This window comes from Micromonospora sp. WMMD712, from assembly GCF_029581295.1.
GTDB classification, from domain to species: Bacteria; Actinomycetota; Actinomycetes; order Mycobacteriales; family Micromonosporaceae; genus Micromonospora; species Micromonospora carbonacea.
The window spans coordinates 6,603,595-6,626,061 of sequence record NZ_CP120743.1 but is presented as its reverse complement, the minus strand read 5'-3'; the positions used below and the strand labels follow the sequence as shown (position 1 = coordinate 6,626,061).

Annotated in this window: 19 protein-coding genes and 2 pseudogenes; 5 read left to right on the top strand and 16 right to left on the bottom strand. The window is 75.0% G+C overall.

Annotated features, from left to right (window positions below; all coding sequences use genetic code 11):
- Positions 1-49: 49 nt before the first annotated feature.
- The 16 genes and pseudogenes from O7633_RS28665 to rimP all read right to left on the bottom strand — a co-directional run bounded on the left by O7633_RS28665 (position 50) and on the right by rimP (position 16,998).
- Positions 50-1,420, bottom strand: coding sequence for a pitrilysin family protein (locus tag O7633_RS28665; protein WP_282324618.1), 1,371 nt, complete (start codon positions 1,418-1,420; stop codon positions 50-52).
- A 129-nt stretch (positions 1,421-1,549) separates the two neighbouring features.
- Positions 1,550-3,931: a polyribonucleotide nucleotidyltransferase gene (locus O7633_RS28660; protein ID WP_178063861.1), complete on the bottom strand. Its 2,382-nt coding sequence runs from the start codon at positions 3,929-3,931 to the stop codon at positions 1,550-1,552.
- A gap of 434 nt (positions 3,932-4,365) precedes the next feature.
- Positions 4,366-4,635: a 30S ribosomal protein S15 gene (gene rpsO, locus O7633_RS28655; protein WP_043962418.1), complete on the bottom strand. Its 270-nt coding sequence runs from the start codon at positions 4,633-4,635 to the stop codon at positions 4,366-4,368.
- A gap of 353 nt (positions 4,636-4,988) precedes the next feature.
- Positions 4,989-5,924: a bifunctional riboflavin kinase/FAD synthetase gene (locus tag O7633_RS28650; RefSeq protein WP_278133023.1), complete on the bottom strand. Its 936-nt coding sequence runs from the start codon at positions 5,922-5,924 to the stop codon at positions 4,989-4,991.
- Positions 5,925-6,006: 82 nt separating this feature from the next.
- Positions 6,007-6,891 (bottom strand): tRNA pseudouridine(55) synthase TruB, encoded by an 885-nt coding sequence (gene truB / locus O7633_RS28645; protein ID WP_282324617.1) that lies wholly within the window; start codon positions 6,889-6,891, stop codon positions 6,007-6,009.
- A 116-nt stretch (positions 6,892-7,007) separates the two neighbouring features.
- Positions 7,008-8,336: an MATE family efflux transporter gene (locus O7633_RS28640; RefSeq protein WP_282324616.1), complete on the bottom strand. Its 1,329-nt coding sequence runs from the start codon at positions 8,334-8,336 to the stop codon at positions 7,008-7,010.
- A gap of 705 nt (positions 8,337-9,041) precedes the next feature.
- Positions 9,042-9,251, bottom strand: coding sequence for a DUF6186 family protein (locus tag O7633_RS28635; RefSeq protein ID WP_282328675.1), 210 nt, complete (start codon positions 9,249-9,251; stop codon positions 9,042-9,044).
- Entirely contained in the window at positions 9,251-9,658 is a 408-nt protein-coding gene (locus tag O7633_RS28630; protein WP_043962414.1) for a hypothetical protein, read from the bottom strand. The genes O7633_RS28635 and O7633_RS28630 overlap by 1 nt, the downstream gene beginning before the upstream one ends.
- Before the next feature lie 64 nt (positions 9,659-9,722).
- Complete coding sequence (locus O7633_RS28625; protein WP_282324615.1) at positions 9,723-10,763, bottom strand: bifunctional oligoribonuclease/PAP phosphatase NrnA; 1,041 nt, start codon at positions 10,761-10,763, stop codon at positions 9,723-9,725.
- Positions 10,760-11,257 (bottom strand): 30S ribosome-binding factor RbfA, encoded by a 498-nt coding sequence (gene rbfA / locus O7633_RS28620; protein ID WP_282324614.1) that lies wholly within the window; start codon positions 11,255-11,257, stop codon positions 10,760-10,762. The genes O7633_RS28625 and rbfA overlap by 4 nt, the downstream gene beginning before the upstream one ends.
- Before the next feature lie 137 nt (positions 11,258-11,394).
- A complete protein-coding gene (locus O7633_RS28615) occupies positions 11,395-11,688 on the bottom strand; it encodes a DUF503 domain-containing protein (RefSeq protein WP_074473882.1) in 294 nt (97 codons plus the stop codon).
- 90 nt (positions 11,689-11,778) lie between these two features.
- Positions 11,779-13,848 (bottom strand): annotated as a pseudogene (gene infB / locus O7633_RS28610) (translation initiation factor IF-2); the annotation flags it as partial.
- Positions 13,849-14,658: 810 nt separating this feature from the next.
- Positions 14,659-14,799 (bottom strand): annotated as a pseudogene (locus O7633_RS33195) (translation initiation factor IF-2 N-terminal domain-containing protein); the annotation flags it as partial.
- Positions 14,800-14,892: 93 nt separating this feature from the next.
- A complete protein-coding gene (locus tag O7633_RS28605; RefSeq protein ID WP_074473880.1) occupies positions 14,893-15,225 on the bottom strand; it encodes a YlxR family protein in 333 nt (110 codons plus the stop codon).
- Between the two features lie 16 nt (positions 15,226-15,241).
- Positions 15,242-16,285, bottom strand: coding sequence for a transcription termination factor NusA (nusA, locus tag O7633_RS28600; RefSeq protein WP_278133009.1), 1,044 nt, complete (start codon positions 16,283-16,285; stop codon positions 15,242-15,244).
- Positions 16,282-16,998 (bottom strand): ribosome maturation factor RimP, encoded by a 717-nt coding sequence (gene rimP / locus O7633_RS28595; RefSeq protein WP_282324612.1) that lies wholly within the window; start codon positions 16,996-16,998, stop codon positions 16,282-16,284. Before rimP ends, nusA begins: the two co-directional genes overlap by 4 nt.
- 172 nt (positions 16,999-17,170) lie before the next feature.
- On the opposite strand from rimP, the gene O7633_RS28590 reads away from it, so the two are divergent.
- The 5 genes from O7633_RS28590 to O7633_RS28570 all read left to right on the top strand — a co-directional run bounded on the left by O7633_RS28590 (position 17,171) and on the right by O7633_RS28570 (position 22,400).
- Complete coding sequence (locus tag O7633_RS28590; protein WP_282324611.1) at positions 17,171-17,677, top strand: hypothetical protein; 507 nt, start codon at positions 17,171-17,173, stop codon at positions 17,675-17,677.
- Positions 17,674-18,123 carry a ferritin-like domain-containing protein gene (locus tag O7633_RS28585; RefSeq protein ID WP_282324609.1) on the top strand — a complete coding sequence of 150 codons (450 nt, stop codon included), beginning with the start codon at positions 17,674-17,676 and terminating at the stop codon, positions 18,121-18,123. The genes O7633_RS28590 and O7633_RS28585 overlap by 4 nt, the downstream gene beginning before the upstream one ends.
- A gap of 91 nt (positions 18,124-18,214) precedes the next feature.
- Positions 18,215-18,805, top strand: a complete 591-nt coding sequence (locus O7633_RS28580) for a PadR family transcriptional regulator (protein ID WP_282324608.1) — start codon at positions 18,215-18,217, stop codon at positions 18,803-18,805.
- Entirely contained in the window at positions 18,802-19,674 is an 873-nt protein-coding gene (locus tag O7633_RS28575; RefSeq protein ID WP_282324607.1) for an ABC transporter ATP-binding protein, read from the top strand. Before O7633_RS28580 ends, O7633_RS28575 begins: the two co-directional genes overlap by 4 nt.
- Positions 19,671-22,400: an FtsX-like permease family protein gene (locus tag O7633_RS28570; RefSeq protein WP_282324606.1), complete on the top strand. Its 2,730-nt coding sequence runs from the start codon at positions 19,671-19,673 to the stop codon at positions 22,398-22,400. The genes O7633_RS28575 and O7633_RS28570 overlap by 4 nt, the downstream gene beginning before the upstream one ends.
- Positions 22,401-22,467: the final 67 nt, after the last annotated feature.

The following is a 22,467-nucleotide window of genomic DNA, read 5'->3' as shown; positions in this document are numbered from 1 at the left end:
CGCCGACGGCGCACGGTCGGGCAGCCGGTCGGCGTGGTCGGGCTGCCGGTCAGGCGGAGAAGTCGCGCTCGCCGAACGGCCCGACGACGGCCAGGGACATCGGCTGGGTCAGCAGGTCGGCGGCGAGGGTGTTCACGTCGGCCACGGTCACCGCGTCGACGCGGGCCAGCAGCTCGTCCACCGGCATCAGGTCGCCGTAGAGCAGCTCGCCCTTGGCCAGCCGGCTCATCCGGGAGCCGGTGTCCTCCAGGCCCAGCACGAACGAGCCCTTGCTCATCCCCTTGCCCCGGGCCACCTCGGCCTCCGTCAGCCCGTCGGCGGCCACCCGGCGCAGCTCGGCGCGGGTCAGCTCCAGCACCTCGTCGACCTTGCCGGGGGCGCACCCGGCGTACACGGCGAACACGCCGCTGTCGGCGTACTGGCTCGCGTAGGAGTAGACCGAGTAGGCCAGGCCGCGCCGCTCCCGGATCTCCTGGAACAGGCGGCTCGACATGCCGCCGCCGAGGACGTTGTTGAGCACCCCGAGGGCGAAGCGCCGCCCGTCGACGCGGTCGATGCCGGGGCAGCCGAGGACGACGTGCGCCTGCTCGGTCTCCTTCGGCTCGACCAGGGTGGCCGCGGGCTGCACGCGTACGACCGGGGCGGCCGGCCGGTGCGGGGCCGGCGCGGCCGGGTCGGTGTCCAGCGGGGTGCCGGCGAGCGCCTCGCGGACCAGCCGGACCACGACGGCGTGGTCGAGGTTGCCGGCGGCGGCGACCACGATCTGCGGCGCGGTGTAGTGGCGGCGGTAGAAGTCCTGGATCTGCCGGCGGGTCATCGGGGTGACCGTCTCCTCCGTGCCGGAGATCAGCCGGCCGAGGGGATGGTCGCCGTAGACGACGCGGGTGAACAGGTCGTGCACCTCGTCGCCCGGCTCGTCGTCGTGCATGGCGATCTCTTCGAGGATGACGCCGCGCTCGGTCTCCACGTCGGCCGGCTCCAGCAGCGAGTCGGCGACCGCGTCGCACATGACGTCGATGGCCAGCGGCAGGTCCTCGTCCAGCACGCGGGCGTAGTAGCAGGTGTATTCCTTCGTGGTGAAGGCGTTCGTCTCGCCGCCCACCGCCTCGATCTCGGCGGAGATCTCCAGGGCCGTGCGCTTGTGGGTGCCCTTGAAGAGCAGGTGCTCCAGGAAGTGCGCGGCACCGGCCTGGGGGCCGGTCTCGTCGCGGGAGCCGACGGACACCCAGATGCCGAACGACACGCTGCGCATCGCGGGGATCGCCTCGGTGAGCACGCGCAGCCCGCTGGGCAGCACGGTACGGCGCACCGTCCCGCCCAGCGGGTCGTCGCTCAGCGTGCGGGTGACCGCGCGGGCCGACCCGCCGGCCCGCCCGGGCTGCTCCCCGGCGGCGTGCCGGACGGCCCCGGACGGGGCCACCCCCCGTCGACCCGCAGGGAAAGACGCGCGCTGGGCCCGGCTCACGGAAACCTGCTCTCAGTTCGACGAGGGGTGGGTGGTGCGGTGCCGCCGGCCGCCCGGGGCGGGCGGCCGGCGGTGGTGGGAACGTCAGCTGTGCCGGGTCCGGCGGCGCGGACGCTCGCCGCCCTCGCCACCCTCGCCGCCGCCCTGGCCGCGCTCGCCGCCGCCCGGGCCACGGCCGCCCCGGTCGCCGCGCTCGCGGTCCCCGCGGTCGCGCGGGCCCCGGTCGCCGCCCCGGCCGGCCGGGCGCTCGTCGCCGGCGACCTCGCCGGTGGCGGCCGGCGCCTCGGCGCCCTCCGGGCGGACCTTGTCCAGGTAGATCTTGCCGCGGGCGTCGATGTCCGCGATCTCCACCTCGACCTTGTCGCCGACGTTGAGGAAGTCCTCGACCTTGTCGACCCGCTTGCCGTCGCCCACCTTGGAGATGTGCAGCAGGCCGTCGCGGCCCGGCAGCAGCGAGATGAACGCGCCGAACGCGGCGGTCTTGACCACCGTGCCCAGGAACCGCTCCCCCGCCTTCGGCAGGGTCGGGTTGGCGATCCCGTTGATCCGGTCGACGGCGGCCTGGGCCGACGGGCCGTTGGTCGCGCCGACGTAGATGGTGCCGTCGTCCTCGATGGAGATCTCGGCGCCGGTCTCGTCCTGGATGGCGTTGATCGTCTGCCCCTTCGGGCCGATCACCATGCCGATCTTGTCGACCGGGATCTTCACGGTGGTGACCCGCGGCGCGTACTCCGACATCTCGGCCGGCGCCTCGATGGCCCGCTGCATCACGTCGAGGATGGTCTGCCGGGCCTCGTACGCCTGCTGGAGCGCGGCGGCCAGCACGTCCGACGGGATGCCGTCGAGCTTGGTGTCGAGCTGGAGGGCGGTGACGAACTCCGGCGTGCCGGCGACCTTGAAGTCCATGTCGCCGAACGCGTCCTCGGCCCCGAGGATGTCGGTGAGCGTCACGTACCGCGTCTTGCCCTCGACCTCGTCGGAGATGAGGCCCATGGCGATGCCGGCCACCGGCGCCTTCAGCGGCACACCGGCCGAGAGCAGGCCCAGCGTCGAGGCGCAGACCGAGCCCATCGAGGTGGAGCCGTTGGAGCCGAGCGCCTCCGAGACCTGCCGGATGGCGTACGGGAACTCCTCGCGCGAGGGCAGCACCGGGATCAGCGCCCGCTCGGCGAGCGCGCCGTGGCCGATCTCGCGCCGCTTCGGCGAGCCGACCCGGCCGGTCTCCCCGGTCGAGTACGGCGGGAAGTTGTAGTTGTGCATGTAGCGCTTGCGGTTCTCCGGCGAGAGGGTGTCCACCATCTGCTCCATGCGCAGCATGTTGAGGGTGGTCACGCCCAGGATCTGGGTCTCGCCGCGCTCGAACAGCGCCGAGCCGTGCACGCGGGGCAGGACGCCGACCTCGGCGGTCAGCGGGCGGATGTCGCGCGGGCCCCGGCCGTCGATCCGGACCTGCTCGCGCAGCACCCGGTTGCGGACCTCGGACTTGGTCAGCGACCGGAACGCGGCGGACAGCTCCTTCTCCCGGCCCTCGAAGCGGGCGCCCAGCTCCTCGGCGACCTTGGCCTTGATCCGGTCCAGGGCCTCCTCGCGGTCGGCCTTGCCGGCGATCTTGAGGGCCTCGGCGACCTCGGCGCGGGCCACGTCGGCCACCGCGTCGTAGACGTCGGGCTGGTAGTCGAGGAAGACCGGGAACTCGGCGACCGGCTTGGCGGCCACCTCGGCCAGCTCGCTCTGCGCGCGGCACAGCTCGCGGATGGCCGGCTTGGCGGCCTCCAGGCCGCTGGCGACGACCTCCTCGGTCGGCGCGGTGGCGCCGCCCGCGATCAGGGTCACGGCGTGCGGGGTCGCCTCGGCCTCGACCATCATGATCGCGACCTCGCCGTCGGCGAGGGTGCGGCCCGCCACGACCATGTCGAAGGTGGCCCGGGCCAGCTCCTCCAGGGTCGGGAAGGCGACCCACTGGCCGTCGACGTGCGCGACTCGGGTCGCGCCGATCGGGCCGGAGAACGGCAGGCCGGAGAGCTTGGTCGACATCGACGCGGCGTTGATCGCGACCACGTCGTACGGGTGCTGCGGGTCGAGCGCGAGGACGGTCTCGACGACCTGGACCTCGTTGCGCAGGCCCTTGACGAACGACGGGCGCAGCGGCCGGTCGATCAGCCGGCAGGTGAGGATCGCGTCCTCGCTGGGCCGGCCCTCGCGGCGGAAGAACGAGCCGGGGATCCGGCCCGCGGCGTACATCCGCTCCTCGACGTCGACGGTCAGCGGGAAGAAGTCGAACTGCTCCTTCGGCTGCTTGCCGGCGGTGGTGGCGGACAGGACGACCGTCTCGCCGAGCTGGGCGACGACGGAGCCGGCGGCCTGGCGGGCCAGCCGGCCGGTGGAGAAGGTGATCTCGCGGGTGCCGAAGGACCCGTTGTCGATCACGGCGGTGCGGGACTCGGTGCCGAGGTTGTGCTCGGTCATGGTGCGGTGGTGCTCCTTCGCATCGGGGGGTCCGCGACGCGGGGAGCTGCTCAGACGGCCGGTCTTCGATCGAAGCGCCCGGGGTGCCGGCGACTGCCGGGGCTCCCGGGGGCCACTACCGGAGACCGGTACGCTGACCGGCTCCCTGTCGGGTGGTCGCGCGGCCCCTGTTGTTCCTTGGCGCCCTCGACGCTCCGAGGGCCGTTCTGTTCCTTCGTGCCCTCGACGCTCCGAGGGCCGTTCCTTCTCGGTCGCCGGAAGGCGGATCCCTTCCGGGCTTCCTTCCGGCGCTGCCGGGCCTTTCCTACGGGCCCTCGCGGGCCCTCTTCCTTCCGGCCCGGCGGCCTGTTCCGCCGGTCCCGGACGCCGAACGGGCGTTCAGGAGGTGGACGCCGAACGGGGGAGCGGCCCACGCGGGCCGCTCCCCCGTGACGTCATCGGCGCAGGCCGAGCCGCTCGATGAGCGACCGGTAGCGGTTGATGTCCTTCTTCTGGACGTAGTTGAGCAGCCGACGGCGACGGCCGACCAGCAGCAGCAGCCCGCGGCGGCTGTGGTGGTCGTGCTTGTGCACCTTGAGGTGCTCGGTGAGCTCGGCGATCCGCTTGGTGAGGACCGCGACCTGCACCTCCGGCGAGCCGGTGTCGCCCTCGGCGGTCGCGTACTCCGCGCGGATCTTGGCCTTGGCTTCCTGGTCGAGCGCCATGTTCTCCCTGTTTCGTGGGTTGTTCGGTGATGCCCGTCGGATCGGTCAGGGGACCGGAAACGGGCCGGTTCCTCGCACCCGCGGCGTCGTGCAGGCACGCGAGGCCCCACGTCGGTCAGCCGACGTCCCCGCCAGCCTACCAGCCCCCGGCGGAACCGCCCGCCAAGGCCGGCCCGACGGGCCGCCGGCGCGCCTCGCCCGGCGGGTTGCCGGCGCGCCTCGCGAGCTGCCGGCGCGCCATGTCGGCGACATGGGGGTATCCCGGCGGCGGGAACCCGCCATGTCGCCGACATGGCGACGCCGCTGGCCGTCCGGCCCGCCGGGCCGGTCGGCCGGTCGGCCGGTCGGCCGGGTCAGGGGATGCCCAGCATCCGACGGATCCGCGCCACGTCGACGTTCATCTGGGCGATCAGCGGCTCCACCCCGTCGAACCGCACCTGGCCGCGCACGTGTTCGGTGAAGTCCAGGGCCACCCGCTCGCCGTAGAGGTCGCCGGAGAAGTCCAGCACGTGCGCCTCGACCCGCCGCTCCCGGCCGGAGAACGTCGGGTTGGTGCCCACCGAGATCGCGGCGGGCAGCCGCTCCCGGCCCTCCTTGCGCAGGAACCAGCCGGCGTAGACGCCGTCGGCGGGCACCGCCGCGTGCGGGTGGCAGAGCAGGTTCGCCGTCGGGAAGCCCAGCTCCCGGCCGCGCTGGTCGCCCAGGACCACGACCCCCTCCAGCCGGTGCGGACGGCCGAGCACGGCCGCCGCCGCGGCGACCTCACCGGCGTCGACCCGGGCCCGGATGTAGGTGGACGAGAAGACGGTGTCGTCCTCCGCCACCAGCGGCGCGTCCTCGACGGCGAAGCCGAACGTCCGGCCGAGCTCCTCCAGCAGCGCCACGTCGCCGGCCGCCCGGTGCCCGAACCGGAAGTTCTGCCCCACCACCACGAGGGTGGCGTGCAGGTGCTCGACCAGGATGTCGTGCACGAACGCGTCGGCGGGCAGCCGGGAGAACTCCGGCGTGAACGGCACCACGCAGAGCACGTCCACGCCCAGCGCCTCGATCAGCTCGGCCTTGCGGGTCAGCTCGGTGAGCACCGCCGGGTGCGAGCCGGGGCGGACCACCTCGGCCGGATGGGGGTCGAAGGTCACCACCACCGACCGCACCCCCAGCTCGCGGGCGCGGGCCACGGTGTGCCCGATCGTCGCCTGGTGGCCCCTGTGCACGCCGTCGAAGACGCCGATGGTGACGACCGAACTGCCCCAGCCGTCGGGCGTGGCGTCGTACCCCCGCCACCGCTGCATGACGCTCCTCCCCTGTCGTTGCCCCTGCCGGCCTCGGCCGGTCGTACCCCGCCGGCCGGGCCGGCGGTCGCCTGTCCCGCCGTCACGCCGGGGCGAGCACGATCTCCGCGCGCGCCCGACCGTCCCGCTCGCTGACGATAGCGAGCAGAGCGCCGGCGGGGCCGAAGACGGCGTACGGCCCCGCGATCCCGACCGGGTCGAGCGGTCCGCCGTGGGAGAGCACCTTCGCCTCGTCGGCGGTGGCCTCCCGGCGCGGGAAGAACCGGTCGGCCGCCGCGTCGAGGGGGAGGTTGACCACCTCGGGGGCGCGCCGCTCCATCTCGTCGAGGGTCGCGGCCTCGCCGAGGGCGAAGCCGCCGACGGCCGTGCGGCGCAGCGCGGTGAGGTGGCCGCCGACCTCCAGCGCCAGGCCCGCGTCCCGGGCCAGCGCCCGGATGTACGTGCCGGAGGAGCAGGTCACGTCGATGTCCACGTCCACCACGCCGGGCGTGTCCCGGCGGACGGCCAGCACGTCGAGGCGGCTGACGGTGACCCGGCGGGCGGGCAGGTCGACGCTCTCGCCGTCGCGCACCCGCTTGTACGCCCGCTCGCCGTTGATCTTGATGGCGCTCACCGCGCTCGGCACCTGGTCGATGTCGCCGGTGAGCGCGGCGAACGCCGCCCGGATCGCCTCGTCGGCGACGGTGTCGGCCGGCGTGACCGCGATCACGTCCCCCTCGGCGTCGTCGGTCACGGTGGCCTGCCCGAGCCGCACGGTCGCGGTGTAGCTCTTCCCGGCGCCGATGACGTACGTCAACAGCCGGGTGGCCCGGCCCACCCCGATCACCAGCACGCCGGTGGCCATCGGGTCGAGGGTGCCGCCGTGCCCGACCCGCCGGGTGCGCGCCAGGCGACGGACCCGCGCCACCACGTCGTGCGACGTCATGCCGCCGGGCTTGTCGACCACGATCAGACCGTCTGCGCTCACGACCGCCAAGCCTGCCAGACGGCGTCACGCCCCCCGCCACCGCACGGCACAATGCGGCGTACTCCTGGTGAGAAGGGTGCCCTTCTCTACCGAATGCGTTAACAGGGGGCCCTTCCTTACATCCCCCGCACGGCGCCGACGACCGCCCAGCCGCCGGAGCGCAGCCGCAGCAGCAGGGCCGCCAGCCGCAGCAGCACGAACAGCGTCAGCCCGGCCCAGATGCCGCCGAGGCCGAGGTCGAACCCGTACGCCAGCCAGATCGCCGGCAGGAACCCGCCGAGGGCGGCGACGATCGTGAGGTTGCGCAGGTAGCGGACGTCACCCGCGCCGATCAGCACCCCGTCGAGGGCGAACACCACGCCGCCGATCGGCTGCAACGCCACCAGCCACGGCCAGGCGACCATCGCCTGCCCGCGTACCTGGGCGTCGGAGCTGAACAGGCCGGGCACGATGCCGGCCCCGGCGGCGATCAGCGCCGCGAACGCCACCCCGCAGACCGCGCCGAGCAGCGCCATCCGCCGGGCCAGGGCCCGCGCCCCGGCGGAGTCGCCGGCCCCGAGCGCCGCACCGATCAGCGCCTGCGCGGCGATCGCGAGGGCGTCGAGCACCAGGGCGGTGAAGAACCACAGTTGTACGGCGATCTGGTGCCCGCCGACCGCCGCCGCCCCGAACCGGGCGGCCACGGCGGTGGCGGACAGGAAACTGGCCTGGAAGGCGACGCCCCGCACCAGCAGGTCCCGGCTGAGCAGCAGTTGCTGGCGGATCACCCGCAGCCGGGGGCGCAGCGGCACCCGCTCGCGGGCCAGGGCGGCGGCGAAGAGCACGCCGGAGACGGTCTGCGCCACCGCGTTCGCCACCGCCGAGCCGGTCAGCCCCCAGCCGACCGGATAGACCAGCAGGACGCAGAGCAGGGCGGAGAGCAGGTTGGGGCCGAGCACGAACCACAGCGGCCGGCGGGTGTCCTGCACGCCGCGCAGCCAGCCGTTGCCGGCGGCGGCGAGCAGCAGGCCGGGCGCGCCGAGCGCGGCGACCCGCAGCCACCGCGCCGCCGCGTCGGCGACCTCCCCGGGACCGGCGAGCGCCTCGGCCAGCGGACCGGCACCGAACTGCATGCCGGCCGCGACCAGCACCCCCATCGCGAGCGCGAGCCAGGACGCCTGCACCCCCTCGGCGACGGCGGCGGCGCGGTCCCCGGCGCCGAAGCGGCGGGCGGCCCGCCCGGTGATCCCGTACGCCAGGACGGTGCCCAACCAGGCGATCAGGGTCAGCACGGTGCCGGAGACGGCGAGCGCGGCCAGCGGCACCCGGCCCAGGTGGCCGATGACCGCCGTGTCGACCAGCACGTAGAGCGGCTCGGCGGCGAGCACCACGAGCGCGGGCAGGGCGAGCGCGGCGATCCGGCGTGGCGACGCGACGGCGGCCAGGGCGGGGGCGGGTGGAGTCATCGACGCCGATCCTGACACGACCCAGGTAAGGGCCGCAAGAACGACGATCCCTTACTCGAAGATCGCGCCCGGCTTCGGCGGAGTGATCACCGGGACGATTGCACTCGAACAGGGAAAGAGTGGCCTCGACATCGGGCGGACACCACTCTTTCCGGCATCGAGCGATCTTCAAGGTGGCGCGGGCACGGCGTGGGCGAGGGCTCAGCGGGCGCGCCGGGCGGGCGGGAGCGGGCGGGCGGTGATGCCGACGGCGCGGGGCGTCGGCGGCATCAGCGCCGGTCGGCGTGGGTCACTGACGGGTGTCCATCGACGTCTGGAGCGCGCGGCGGGCCTGCTCGCGCGCCTCGTCGGTGTTCTCGGTCTTGGGCTTGCTGGGCATGGCGATTCCCTCCAGGGAGGCGGGTCACGGGGACACGGTGGCCCGACGGCCGGTCGTGCTGGACGCCCGTCGGCGGCCCGGGATCACCGGAGCGGCCGGTCTGGACGCGTGCGCCCGGGTCGGTCCGACCCTGGGGGGAGGCGGCGTCGGGTGCGACGCCACCGCCTGCGGACCAGCGCCGCAGCCACGGCGTCGATCGATTCCCAAGTTATCGTTCAGGTCCACATACTGCCCACTGTTCCCGCCATCTGGACGCAATGGGAGTGGTCCGCGACACGTCGGCGGGGCATTCGCGCCGGTCACGACGCCCTCGCCGCCGACGCTGCTCAGCGGGCGAGGAAGTGCCAGCCGAGCCACCACCAGAAGCCGAACAGGCCGATCCGGCCGACGGGGACCGGGCCCACCTCGTAGCGCATGACGTAGGCGCAGACGTCGGCCAGCGACGGGATGCGCGAGCCGGGGCGGCGGGCCGCCCACTCGACGGCGGCGAAGAGCGTCAGGGCGGTGACGAAGCCGCCGATGGCGAGGGCCCGCATCATCGCCGCACCAGCCCCCAGAAGGCGGCCAGCCAGGCGAACCAGGCCGCGGAGCGGACCAGCTCGTCCTCCAGCAGGGGGTCGGCCAGCCGGGAGAAGGTGGGGAACTCGTCGCCGACGGCCAGCACGAAGGTGACCCCCTCGAAGACGCCGAACACGGCCACCGGCAACACCCACCAGACCGCCCCCGCGCCGAGTCTGCGCGGCGCCGGCCGGCGCGGCACCCGGTTGCCCAGGCCCAGCCAGATCAACGCTCCCCCGGTGCCGAGGGTGTAGAGGTTCGCCGAGGCGGAGAACGAGGGCAGTTGCCCGCCGACCAGGGAGAGACAGACCAGCACCGGCACGGTGACCACGGGGCGCTCCCACGCCCGGGTCTCCGCGACGGAGAGCTCGCTCGGGTGCTCCATCCCCCGATTCTCCCCGCCGTCACCCACCGCAGGAAGGCCGACACCCCCCGGAGTCGTCCCTGATCTACGCCCCGATCAGCGCCTTGTCCAGCTCGGCGCGGATGCTGGCCACCACGTCGTCGGCGCTGCCCCGGCCGGTGAAGCCGGCCGCGAACTTGTGCCCGCCGCCGCCGAGCGCGACCGCGACCCGGCTCACGTCCACCGCGCCCTTGCTGCGCATCGAGACGGCCCACTCGTCGGGGCGGACCTGCTTGACCACGCAGCTCACGTCCGCCTCGGCGGTGCACCGCACCGAGTCGATCAGCGCCTCCAGCACGTACGGCCGCTGGTCGTGCCGGGCCAGGTCGTCGAGCGTGGCGTACGTCCAGACCAGGCCGTTGCCCCCGGCCGCCGCCGGCTCCAGGCGGGCCCGGCACATCACCTCGCCGAAGAGCCGCACCGCCCCGAAGGGCCGGGTGTCGAAGACCCGGCGGGAGATGTCGCCGGGGCGGATGCCGGTGGCCAGCAGCCGCGCCGCCAGCTCGTGCACCGCCGGGGTGGTCGCCTCGAACCGGAACGACCCGGTGTCGGTGGTCAGGGCGACGTAGAGGCCCTCGGCGATCCCCGCGTCCAGCCGCACCCCGAGGCGGGCCAGCAGCTCCTCGGCCACCACGGAGGTGGCCGCGGCCCGGGGGTCGACGAGGTTGATCCCGCCGAACATGGTGTTCGACGCGTGGTGGTCGAGCACCAGCGCCGTGCCGGCCGTGGCGAGCCGGTCGACCAGGCCACCGAGCCGCGACTCGCTCGCCGCGTCGAAGCAGACGACCAGGTCCGGCGTCGGGTACGCGTCCTGCTCGGCGACCAGCAGATCGAGGCCGGGCAGCGCGCGGAACGGCTCCGGCACCTCCGGCGGGCCGGGGAAGGTCGCCCGGAGCTGGCGTACGCCGAGCTGGCGCAGCCCCAGCCCGAAGCCGAGCATGCTGCCCAGCGCGTCGCCGTCGGGGTTGACGTGGCAGATGAGCTGGACCTGCGCGTCGGCCGGCAGGTCGCGTACGGCCGCCACGGCCGCCGCCCAGTCGGCCTCGTCGGGCCCGGTGCCGGCCGCGCCGGCCGCCGGGTCGGTCACGGCCGGTCCGCGCCGCGTGGTGCGTCGGAGTCGGCGGCGGAGCCCGCGACCTCGTCGGCCTCGTCGTCGTCGGAGTCCTCGTCGAGCCGGTACGGCTGGGCGTCGCCCGCGTACTTGGCCTGGGCGGCGAGGCGCTGCACCTCGGCGTCGGCGTGGCGGGCCGCCGCGAGCAGGTCGTCGATCTGCTTGACCTGGTCCTGCACGTCGTCGAGGACGAAGGTCAGACTCGGCGAGTGGCGCAGCCCGAGGGCCTTGCCGACCGTGCTGCGCAGCATCCCCTTGGCGCTCTCCAACGCCGCCGCCGTGCTGGCCTGGGCAGCCGAGTCACCGAGGACGGTGTAGAACACCGTGGCGTCGCGCAGATCGGCGGTGATCCGGGCGTCGGTGATGGTGATCATGCCGAGGCGCGGGTCCTTGATCTGACTCCGCACCACCGACGCGACCAGTTCGCGAATGCGCTCCGCGTGCCGGCGTACCTTGGCCGGATCCGTCATCTCGCCCACCTCCACGGCGTCGGACTCCCGGTCGGCTCCGGCGGCGCGGGACGCCGCCGGAGCCGACCGGCCAACAGTTCGAACACTACCTTCGCGATCGGGCCGGCCGCCGGTGCAGGGCGGCACCGCCCGCACTGTCAGTCGTCGTCGCCGTAGAGGCGTCGACGGGCCGACAGCAGCTCGACCTCCGGGCGGCCCGCCACCAGGCGCTCGCAGGAGTCGAGCACCTCGCGCACGTGCGCGCCCTCCGCGGCCACCACGGCCACGGCAATCTCCGCCCGACCGTGCAGGTCGAGCGCCCCCACCTCGGCGGCCGACACCTCGAAGCGGCGCAGCGCCGCCACGATCGGCCGTACGTAGGATCTCTTGGCTTTGAGCGACCGGGAGTCGCCCGGCAGCAGCAGGTCGAAGACCACGGTTCCGGTGAACATCGCCCCGGACGATACCCGCGGCGCCCCCCGCATGATCAAGGGGTTTACGCCGTTGCGGGCGTAAACCCCTCGATCAGTGCGTCGGACGCGTCAGGCGCGCGGCTTCTCCCGCATCTCGAAGGTCTCGATGACGTCGCCGACCTGGACGTTGTTGTAACCGCCCAGCGTCAGACCACACTCGAAGCCCTCGCGGACCTCCGTCGCGTCGTCCTTGAACCGCTTGAGGGAGCTGATCGTGAGGTTGTCCGCCACGACCGAGCCGTCCCGCAGCAGCCGCGCCTTGGCGTTGCGGCGGATGATGCCCGACCGGACGATACAGCCGGAGATGTTGCCGACCTTGGACGAGCGGAACACGTCGCGGATCTCCGCGCTGCCCAGCTCGACCTCCTCGTACTCCGGCTTGAGCAGCCCCTTGAGCGCGGCGTCGATCTCCTCGATGGCCTGGTAGATGACGGTGTAGTACCGGATCTCCACGCCCTCGCGGTCGGCCATCTCGCGGACCTTGTTGGCGGCCCGCACGTTGAAGCCGATGATCGTGACCGCCTCGGACGAGGCGCTCGCGAGCATGACGTCGCTCTCGGTGATCGCGCCCACGCCCCGGTGGATGATCCGGAGCTGGACCTCCTCGGGGATGTCGAGGTTGAACAGCGCGTCCTCGAGCGCCTCCACGGAACCGGAGACGTCGCCCTTGAGCACCAGGTTGAGCGAGGTCTTCTCGCCCTCCTTGAGCTGTTCCATGAGCGTCTCGAGGGTGGCCCGGCCGCGGGAGTTGGCGAAGGACGCCGCCCGCCGCCGTGCCTGCCGCTGCTCGGCGATCTGCCGCACCGTGCGGTCGTCGGCCGCCGCGAGGAAGGTGTCGCCCGCCCCGGGGACCGCGGTGAGACCGAGAACCAGCACCGGACGGGCGGGACCCGCCTCGGCGACCTGGTTGCCGTTCTCGTCGAGCATCGCCCGGACCCGGCCGTGCGCCCCACCGGCGACGATCGAGTCGCCCGCCCGCAGGGTGCCCTTCTGCACCAGCACCGTCGCCACCGCACCCCGGCCCTTGTCCAGGTGCGCCTCGATGGCCACACCCTGCGCCGGCCCGTCGATCGGAGCGGTCAGCTCCAGCGACGCGTCGGCGGTGAGCAGCACGGCCTCGAGCAGGTCGTCGATGCCGATGCCCGGCTTCGCGGCCACGTTGACGAACATGGTGTCGCCGCCGTACTCCTCGGCGACCAGCCCGTACTCGGTCAGCTGCTGGCGGACCTTGTCGGGGTTGGCCTCCGGCTTGTCGACCTTGTTGACCGCCACCACGATCGGCACGTCCGCCGCCTTGGCGTGGTTGAGCGCCTCGATGGTCTGCGGCATCACGCCGTCGTCGGCCGCCACCACCAGGACCACGATGTCCGTGACCTGGGCGCCACGGGCACGCATGGCGGTGAACGCCTCGTGACCCGGGGTGTCGATGAAGGTGACCGCCCGGTCCTCGCCCTCGTGCGGGACGTGGACCTGGTAGGCGCCGATGTGCTGGGTGATGCCACCGGCCTCGCCAGCGACCACGTTCGCCTTGCGGATCGCGTCGAGCAGCTTGGTCTTACCGTGGTCGACGTGACCCATGACGGTCACGACCGGCGCACGGCTGACCAGGCGGTCCTCCGCGACCTCGGCGTCGAGGTCGATGTTGAACTGCGCGAGCAGCTCGCGGTCCTCGTCCTCCGGGCTGACGATCTGCACGTCGAAGCCGAGGTGCTCACCCAGCAGCAGCAGGGTCTCGTCGGAGCAGGACTGGGTCGCGGTGACCATCTCGCCCAGGTTGAACATCTCCTGGACCAGCGAACCCGGGTTGGCGTTGATCTTGTCGGCGAAGTCCGACAGCGACGCGCCACGGGAGAGCCGGACGACCTGACCCTGACCCCGGGGGGCACCCGAGCTCATGGTCGGGGCCGACAGGTTGTCGAACTCCTGTCTGCGCTGCTTCTTGGACTTGCGACCCCGCGTCGGCTTGCCGCCCGGACGCCCGAAGGCGCCCGCGGCGCCGCCGCCACGGCCGCGACCGCCACCACCCGGACGGCCACCACCGCCGGCCGGGCCACCCGGCCGGAAGCCGCCACCGGCGCCGGGAGCGCCGCCGCCGCCACCGGGACCGCCACGGTAGCCACCGCCACCGCCGCCGCCACCGGGACCGCCACGGTAGCCACCGCCGCCGCCGCCGCCACCGGGACCGCCGCGGAAGCCGCCGCCACCACCGGGACGACCGGCACCGCCGCCACCGCCGGGACGACCCGCGCCGGGGCCACCGGGGCCACCGGGCCGGCCGGGGCGCTGGCTCGGCATGGACGCCGGGCTGGGCCGGGGCGGCATGGACGCCGGGCTGGGCCGCGGCGGCATGCCCGCCGGGCTGGGCCGGGGGCCGCCGGCACCGGCGGCCGGGGGCCGCTGCTGCTGACCGCCCTGGATGCCGAACGGGTTGTTACCGGCGCCGCGCGCCGGCGGGCGGCCGCCCGGCCGGGCGCCGGGGCCCTGACCCTGACCCGGGCCACCGGGGCGACCGGCGGCCGGGGAACCCGGGCGGGGCGGCATCGCGCCCGGACCGGGACGCGGGCCGGGACGGGGACCGCCCTCCGCCGGAGGCTCCCGGCGGATGTTCTCACGCTGCTGCTGGCGGGCGGCCTGGGCGGCCTTGACCGCGGCCTCCTGCTCGGCCTTCAGCGCGGCGGCACGCGCCTCGGCGGCGGCCACCTCGATGTCGTGGGCACTCGCCGGCTTGGCGACCGGGGTCGCCGGCTGCGGCGGGCCGGGGACCGGGCCCTTGGGCTTCGGTCCGGGGGTCGGCGGGCCGGGCCGCCGGGGCGGCATCGGCTTCGCCGTGACCCGGGGGGCACCCGGGGTCGGGGACGGCGTCGGAGTCGGGGTCGACGTCGGGCTCTGGGTGGCCGCCGGAGGGGCGGACGGCGCCGGCGAGCCGGCGGAGGCGACGAAGGCGTTGCGCAGCCGACGGGCGACGGGCGCCTCGACGGTGCTGGACGCGGACTTCACGAACTCGCCCATTTCCTTCAGCTTGGCGAGAACTGTCTTGCTTTCGACCCCGAGCTCCTTGGCAAGCTCGTGTACGCGGGCCTTACCTGCCACTGCACTCCTCACTCCGAGGTCGTGCGGGCAGCACCCGCAGCGACCTCACTTCTGCACTTGAAGCCTGGTCATTTCAGGGACTTCATCGTGTGCTCATGTCGGTCGTCCTACCTTGCTAGCGACCCTCGCCCGGTCGGGATGACCGGACGTAGTGGTTGGCGCATCGACGTGCTCGGCCAGCACACCGTGGTCGACGACCCCGGTGACGCGCAACGCGCGCCCGAAGGCACGGCGGCGCACTGCCAGCGCGAAGCAGGCCGGATCCGGGTGCATGTTCGCTCCCCGACCCGGCAGCCTGCGGGCCGGATCGGGCCGGAGGCTGTGACCAGCCCCGTCGCCGACCGCGACGATCCGCAGCAATTCGCTGGCCGGCGCACGTCGCCGGCAGCCCACACAGGTGCGCTCCGGCAGCGCGCGTCGTACCACTGGAAGAAGTCTACCCCTAGCTCCCCGAGATCGCGCCGCCCGGCTCCCGGACGTGATCGGTCCCGCCCCGCGCGGCGGTCGTCGCCTGCTCCGCGTCCGAGCGGATGTCGATCCGCCAACCGGTCAATCGGGCGGCAAGGCGGGCATTCTGCCCCTCCCGGCCGATCGCGAGGGAGAGCTGGAAGTCCGGCACGGTCACCCGGGCGGTCCGGGTGGCCAGGTCGACCACCTCGACCCGCAGCGCCTTGGCCGGCGAGAGCGCGTTGCCGACGAAGGTGGCCGGGTCGTCCGACCAGTCGATGATGTCGATCTTTTCGCCGTGCAGCTCGCTCATCACGGCGCGGACCCGCTGCCCCATCGGCCCGATGCAGGCGCCCTTGGCGTTGACGCCCGGCGTGGTGGACCGCACCGCGATCTTCGTGCGGTGGCCGGCCTCCCGGGCGATGGCCCCGATCTCCACGGTGCCGTCGGCGATCTCCGGCACCTCCAGGGCGAACAGCTTCTTCACCAGCGCCGGGTGGGACCGGGACAGGGTGATCTGGGGGCCGCGCATGCCCTTGGCGACGTGCACCACGACGCAGCGGATCCGCTCGCCGTGGGCGTACCGCTCGCCGGGGACCTGCTCCGACTGCGGCAGCACGCCCTCCAGCTTGCCCAGGTCGACGCTGACGATGCCCTTCTCGCTGCGCGCCTCGTGCGCCTGCACCACGCCGGTGACCAGGTCGCCGTCGCGGCCGACGTACTCGCCGAAGTGCACCTCGTCGGTGGCCTCCCGCAGCCGCTGGAGGATCACCTGCTTGGCGGTCATGGCCGCGATCCGGCCGAAGTCGTGCGGGGTGTCGTCCCACTCCCGCACCACCGTGCCGTCGTCGTCCAGCTCCTGGGCGTAGACCAGGGCCGCGCCGGTCTTGCGGTCGATCTCGACCCGGGCGTGCGGCTCGGCCCCGTCGGTGTGCCGGTAGGCGGTCAGCAGCGCGGTCTCGATCGCCGCGAGGATCGTGTCGAACGGGATCTCCCGCTCGCGCTCGAGTGCGCGCAGCGCCGCGAGGTCGATGTTCACCTCTCCTCGTCCTCCACATCATCTTCGTCGTCGATGTCGTCAGTGTCTGAGCTGTCGCCGGACCCGTCGTCGGCGATCTCGTCGAGCTCGTCGTCGGCCACCTCGTCGAGGCGGTGGAACTCCACCTGCACCCGGCCGGGGCCGAGCTCGGCGTGAGCGAACTCCGTGCGGCCGGAGTCGGTCTCCAGCACCACGCGCTCGTCGTCGGCCTCGACCACCCGGCCGGTGACCTGCCGGTCGCCGGCGGGCTGCTCGGCGCGTTGCCCGGGCAGCGGGGCCCGCACCGTCACCTTCACCAGCCGGCCGACGTTGCGCCGCCAGTGCCGGGGCAGCGTGAGCAGGCGGTCCACCCCGGGGGAGCTGACCTCCAGCTGGTATTCGCCCGCGAGGATGTCGCCGCCGGCCTCCTCGGCGGCGTCGAGCGCTGCGGAGACGGCCCGGGAGACGTCGGCGACGGCGTCCAGGCTGATCCCGCCGTCGGCGTCGACGATCACCCGCACCACGTGCCGGCGGCCGGCGCGGGAGACGGAGACGTCCTCCAGGTCGTAGCCAGCCCCGTTGACCACCGGCTCGATCACCGCCCGCAACCGGGCCCGCCGCGCCGCGAGGTCCACCCGGGGGCCGCCGACGCGGTCACCGCCACGCGGGCCGTCGGCGCGCCGGGGTCTCCCCGTCGGCCCCGTCGACCTGGTGGTACGGCCCCGCTGCGTCATCTGGCGCACCCCTTCGTGAACGACGACGCCCGGTTGGACGCCATGCCGGCACGCCACCGGGGCAGACGCGCCGGTGGCTGCGCAGAGCGTAACGCGCCTACGGCGCGGCGGGCCGGGCGGCGCACCGACGCCCCTGGCCCACGTGTCCGCCGCGATGGTGTTGACTTGTCCGGTGGCAAGGGGCAGAACGACACCGCACGACCGAGCATTCGGGCATTCCCGGCGAAACCTTTTGCGCGCGGGCGCGCTCCTGGCGCTCGGCGGGGCCGTCGCGCCGCTGACCGGCTGCGACCTCCTCGACCGTGGCGACCAGCAGGACCAGGCCCCCGACCCGCTCGAACCCCTCGCCACGCAGGCCCGCGAGCTGGCCGCCCGGCACCGCGCCGCGCTGGCCGCCGACCCGGGCCTGGCCCCGCTGCTCACCCCGATCGCCGACGCCCACGAGGCGCACGCCGCCGAGCTGGCGAAGCTGACGGGCCGCCCGCCGGCCTCGCCGGGGCCGTCGCCGGAGGCCACCACCGGCGGCGACCGGGCGGCGGTGCTGGCCGCGTTGCGCAAGGCCGAGCAGGACGGCCGCGAGGCGGCCGCGAAGCTGTGCGCGGCGGCCCCGGCCGACCGGGCGGCCCTGGTCGGCTCGATCGCCGCCGCGCGGGCGACCCATGTGGAGGCGCTGAAGTGAGACACCGCCAGGCACCGTCCGGGCCGGCCGAGGCCCTGGGCGGCGCGCTCACCGCCGAGTACGCCGCGGTCTTCGCGTACGGGGTGATCGGGGTGCGCCTCGCCGACGCCGCCCGCACTGCCGCCCGCCGCGCCGAGGCGGCGCACCGGTCCCGGCGGGACGCGCTGGTGCTCCAGCTCAGCGCGGCCGGCGGCACCGTCCCCGCCGACAAGGCCGGCTACACGCTGCCGTTCCCCGTCACCGACGCCGCGAGCGCCCTGCGGCTGGCGGTGGAGGTGGAGGAACGCACCGCGGCCTTCTGGCGCGTGGCGCTGCCGCACACCACGGGCGAGGACCGCAACCGGGCCCTCGCGGCGCTGACCGACTGCGCGGTGCGGGCCACCAGATGGCGGCGCACCGCCGGGGTGACTCCCGTCACCGTGGCCTTCCCCGGCCGCCCCACCTGACCGCGCTGACCGGGGCCGCAGCGTTTGCGCTGGTCGCACCGGTGGGACCCGCGATTGCGGATGGCATACCAGGTATGCATACTTCGGAGCCATGTCCATCCGTCACGGCCTGCTCGCGCTCCTCGAACGCGGCCAGATGTACGGCTACCAGCTCCGGGCCGCGTTCGAGGAGTCGACCGGCTCGACCTGGCCGCTGAACATCGGGCAGGTCTACACCACCCTCTCCCGGCTGGAACGGGACGGGCTGGTCCGGCCGCTGCCGGAGAGCGAGGCGGGGCAGCGCCCGTACGAGATCACCGACGCCGGACGGGCGGACCTGGCGCTGTGGTTCGCGACCCCGATCAGCCGCACCGACCGCCCCCGCGACGAGCTGGCGATCAAGCTGGCCCTGGCGCTGACCACCCCCGGGGTCGACGTGCGGGCGGTGGTGCAGACCCAGCGCACCGCGACCATGCGGGCGTTGCAGGAGTTCACCCGGTTGAAGTACGCCAGCGACCGGCCCGAGGACCTGCCCTGGCGGCTGGTGCTCGACGCGATGGTGTTCCAGGCCGAGGCGGAGATCCGCTGGCTGGACCACTGCGAGACGAGCCTGGTCCGGCACCGGCCGGCCGGGGTCGGCGGGCGGGCGGGCCCGGGGCGGCCGGCGGAGGCGGACCGGGACGGCGAGGAGGCGCGGCGATGAGCGGGACGGGCGGCGCGCCGACGACCCGCCCCGACCCACCCGACCCGCGCCACGGCCCGGGCGACCCGGCGGGCCCCGGCGGTTCCGGCGGCCGGGTCGACCCCGACGCGGCGACCCGCCCCGGCGACGACCCCTGCGGGCCGGCGGCGACGGCCGTGCTCGACGTCCGCGACGTGCACCGCACCCACGGCAACGGCGACGCCGCCGTGCACGCCCTGCGCGGGGTGAGCCTCACCGTCGCCCCCGGCGAGCTGGTCGCGGTGATGGGCCCCTCCGGCTCCGGCAAGTCCACCCTGCTCGCCCTCGCCGGCGGCCTGGACGGCCCGACCGCGGGCGAGGTCCGCGTCGAGGGGCAGGCGCTCGGCGCGCTGGACCCGCGCGCGCTGGCCCGGCTGCGCCGCCGGCGGATCGGCTACATCTTCCAGAACCTGAACCTGCTGGGCAGCCTCACCGCCGCCGAGAACGTCGCGCTCCCCCTCGAACTCGACGGCGTCGGCGTGCGCCAGGGCCGGCGGGCGGCCCGGGCCGCGCTCGCCGAGGTGGGCCTCGCCGAGCTGGGCGACCGTTTCCCCGACCAGCTCTCCGGCGGCCAGCAGCAGCGGGTGGCCATCGCCCGCGCCCTGGTCGGCGAGCGGCGGCTCGTGCTGGCCGACGAGCCGACCGGCGCGCTGGACTCGCAGACCGGCGAGGCGGTGCTGCGCCTGCTGCGCCGCCGGGTCGACGCGGGCGCCGCCGCCGTCCTGGTCACCCACGAGGCCCGGCACGCCGGCTGGGCCGACCGCGTCGTGTTCCTGCGCGACGGGGTCATGGTGGACTCGACGGCCCCGCTGGGCGGTGTCGAGCAACTGCTGGCCGGCAGCGGCCGGTGACCGGCGGGCGACCCGGCCGCGACCGGCGGCTGCTGGCGGCGCTGCGCTCGTGGCGGGCCGCCCTGCGCATCGCCCGGCGGGAGGCGCGCCGGGCCCGCGGCCGGACCGCGCTGGTCCTCGCGATGATCACCCTGCCGGTGCTGGGGCTGACCCTCTCCGCCGTCAGCTACGACATGGCGGAGTTGAGCCGGGCCGAGCGGATCGACCGGCGGCTCGGCGTCGCCGACGCGGAGCTGCGCTGGGTCGCCGAGGGCCCGGTGGCGCAGGACGCCTGGGGCGACACCACCTACCAGCGCGACGGCGTGCCGAGCCGGAGCCGCCCGGTCGCCGCCGACGAGCTGACCGCCCTGCTGCCGGCCGGCAGCCGCGTCGCCGAGGTCCGCTGGTGGGTGCCGTTCGAGGCCCGCGCCGGGGGCAGGCGCGAGTCGGTCGACGGGCGGCTGCTGGACCTGACCGACCCGCTGCTGCGGGGACAGGGCCGGGTGCTCGCCGGCCGTCCCCCGACGGCGGCCGACGAGGTCGGGCTCAACCGCGCGGCGCTGCGCCGGTTGGGCGCGGAGCTCGGCGACCGGATCGTCCCGGCCGACGGGTCGGCCGAGCGGACCGTGGTCGGGGTGGTGGAGTTCCCCGACAACCTGCGGCCGACCGTGGCGCTGCCGCCCACGGATCGACCGGGCGACCCGCGCAACGAGTCGAGCTGGCTCGTCGACCTGCCGGCCGACGCCGATCCCGGGCTGACGGAGCGGCTCAACGCGCGCGGGATCGTGGTGGCCGCCCGCACCCCGGCGCCGCACCCCACGGCGGAGGCCGGCAGCACGGGGGTCGCGCTCAACGTCGAGGACACCAGCACCACGCTGTTGGTGGCCGGCCTCGGCCTGCTCGAGGTGGTGCTGCTCGTGGGGCCGGCGTTCGCCGTCGGCGTGCGGCGTCGCCGCCGCGACCTCGCCCTGGTCGCGGTGGCCGGTGGTGACGCCGCGCACCTGCGCCGCATCGTGCTGGCCGACGGGGTGGTGCTGGGCGGCGCGGGGGCCGTCGCCGGGCTGGCGCTGGGCATCGCCGGCGCGTTCGCGGCCCGGCCGCTCATCGAGGAGTACGTCTTCGGGGCGCGCTTCGGGGCGTACCGCGTCTTCCCGGCCGCGCTGGCGGCGATCGCCGCGGTCGCGGTGCTGGCCGGGGTGCTCGCGGCCCTCGCGCCGGCCTGGGCCGCCGCCCGGCAGGACGTGGTGGCCGGGCTGGCCGGGCGGCGCACCCCGCCGGAGCACCGGCGGCGCTGGCCGCTGATCGGCGTGCTGCTGGCCGCCGTCGGCGTGGCGGTGGCCGCCCTCGGGGCCACCTGGGACGCAACGGCGGTGCTCTTCGCCGGCCTGGTCCTGGGCGAGCTCGGGCTGGTCTTCGTCACCCCGACGCTGGTCGGGCTGCTCGCCCGGGCCGGCCGGTGGTTGCCGCTCGCGCCCCGGATCGCGCTGCGCGACGCCAGCCGCAACCGTTCCTCGGCGGCGCCCGCGATCTCGGCGGTGATGGCCGCGGTCGCCGGCAGCGTCGCCCTCGGCGTCTACGTGGCCAGCGACAGCGCCCGCACCCACGCCAGCTACGTGCCGTCCATGCCGTACGGGCACGCCATGGTCGTCGGCCCCGGCGACCAGACGACGCCGCCGCCGGTGTCCCGGGTCGCCGAGGTGGTCGCCGCGACGCTGCCGGGCAGCACGGTGGCCCGGGTCGACGTCCCGGCCTGTCCCGCCCGGTTCGGCGCGGACAACTGGTGCGACGTCCGGGTGGAGCTGCCGGCCGGGCGGGCCTGCCCGTACCAGGTGGGGCAGTTGCGCGACGCGGCCGTGCGGGCCCAGGCCCGCAGCGACCCGCGGTGCGGCGGTTGGGTGGAGGAGGGCTACCCCACGGGCTACGCCGTGTCCGTCTCGGTCGACGACGGCGACGCGCTGGCGGCGCTGACCGGGGCCGGCCCCGAGGAGCTGGCCGCCGCCCGGCGGGTGCTGGCGGCCGGCGGCGCGGTCGTCACCGACGAGCGGTACCTCCTCGCCGGCCGGCTCACCCTCACGGCGATCCGGGTGGGTGCGGAGCCGGAGCCCGTGGTGACCGCGACCGCCACCGTCCCCGGCTACGCGCTGCGCGGCGGCGTCGGAACGGACCAGCTCACCGTGTCCCGCGCCGCCGCCGCCCGGCTCGGGCTCGACACCCGCCAGATCGGCTACGCGGTGGACACCGCCGCCGCACCGACCACCGCCCAGCAGGACCGCCTCGACGTGGAGCTGCGCCGGCTCGGCCAGCTCGACGTGATCGTCGAACGGGGGACGTGGGGCAGCGACGACCGTTCCCTGCTGCTGGTGCTGGCCGTCGGGTCCGGCCTGATCACGGTGGGCGCGGCGGCCGTCGCCACCGGCCTCGCCGCGGCCGAGGGGCGGGCGGACCTGTCCACCCTCGGCGCCGTGGGCGCCAGCCCCCGGATGCGGCGGGTGCTCTCGCTGTGCCAGGCCGGGGTGATCGCCGTGCTCGGCTCGGCGCTGGGCATCGTGGTCGGGCTGGGCACGGCGGTGATCATCCTGGTCGCCCTCAACCGCCGGTTCGACACGGCGTGGCCGGTGCCGGAGCCGTACCCGATCGTGGTCCCGTGGCTCAACCTGGGCGTGCTGGTGGTGGTGCCGCTGGTGGCGATGGTCGGCGCGGCCCTGTTCACCCGGTCCCGGCTAGCCGTCGAACGCCGGCTCGACTGACTGCCGGCTCGACCGGCTGCCGGCTCGACCGGCTGCCGGCTCGACCGGCTGCCGGCCTCAGGTGCCA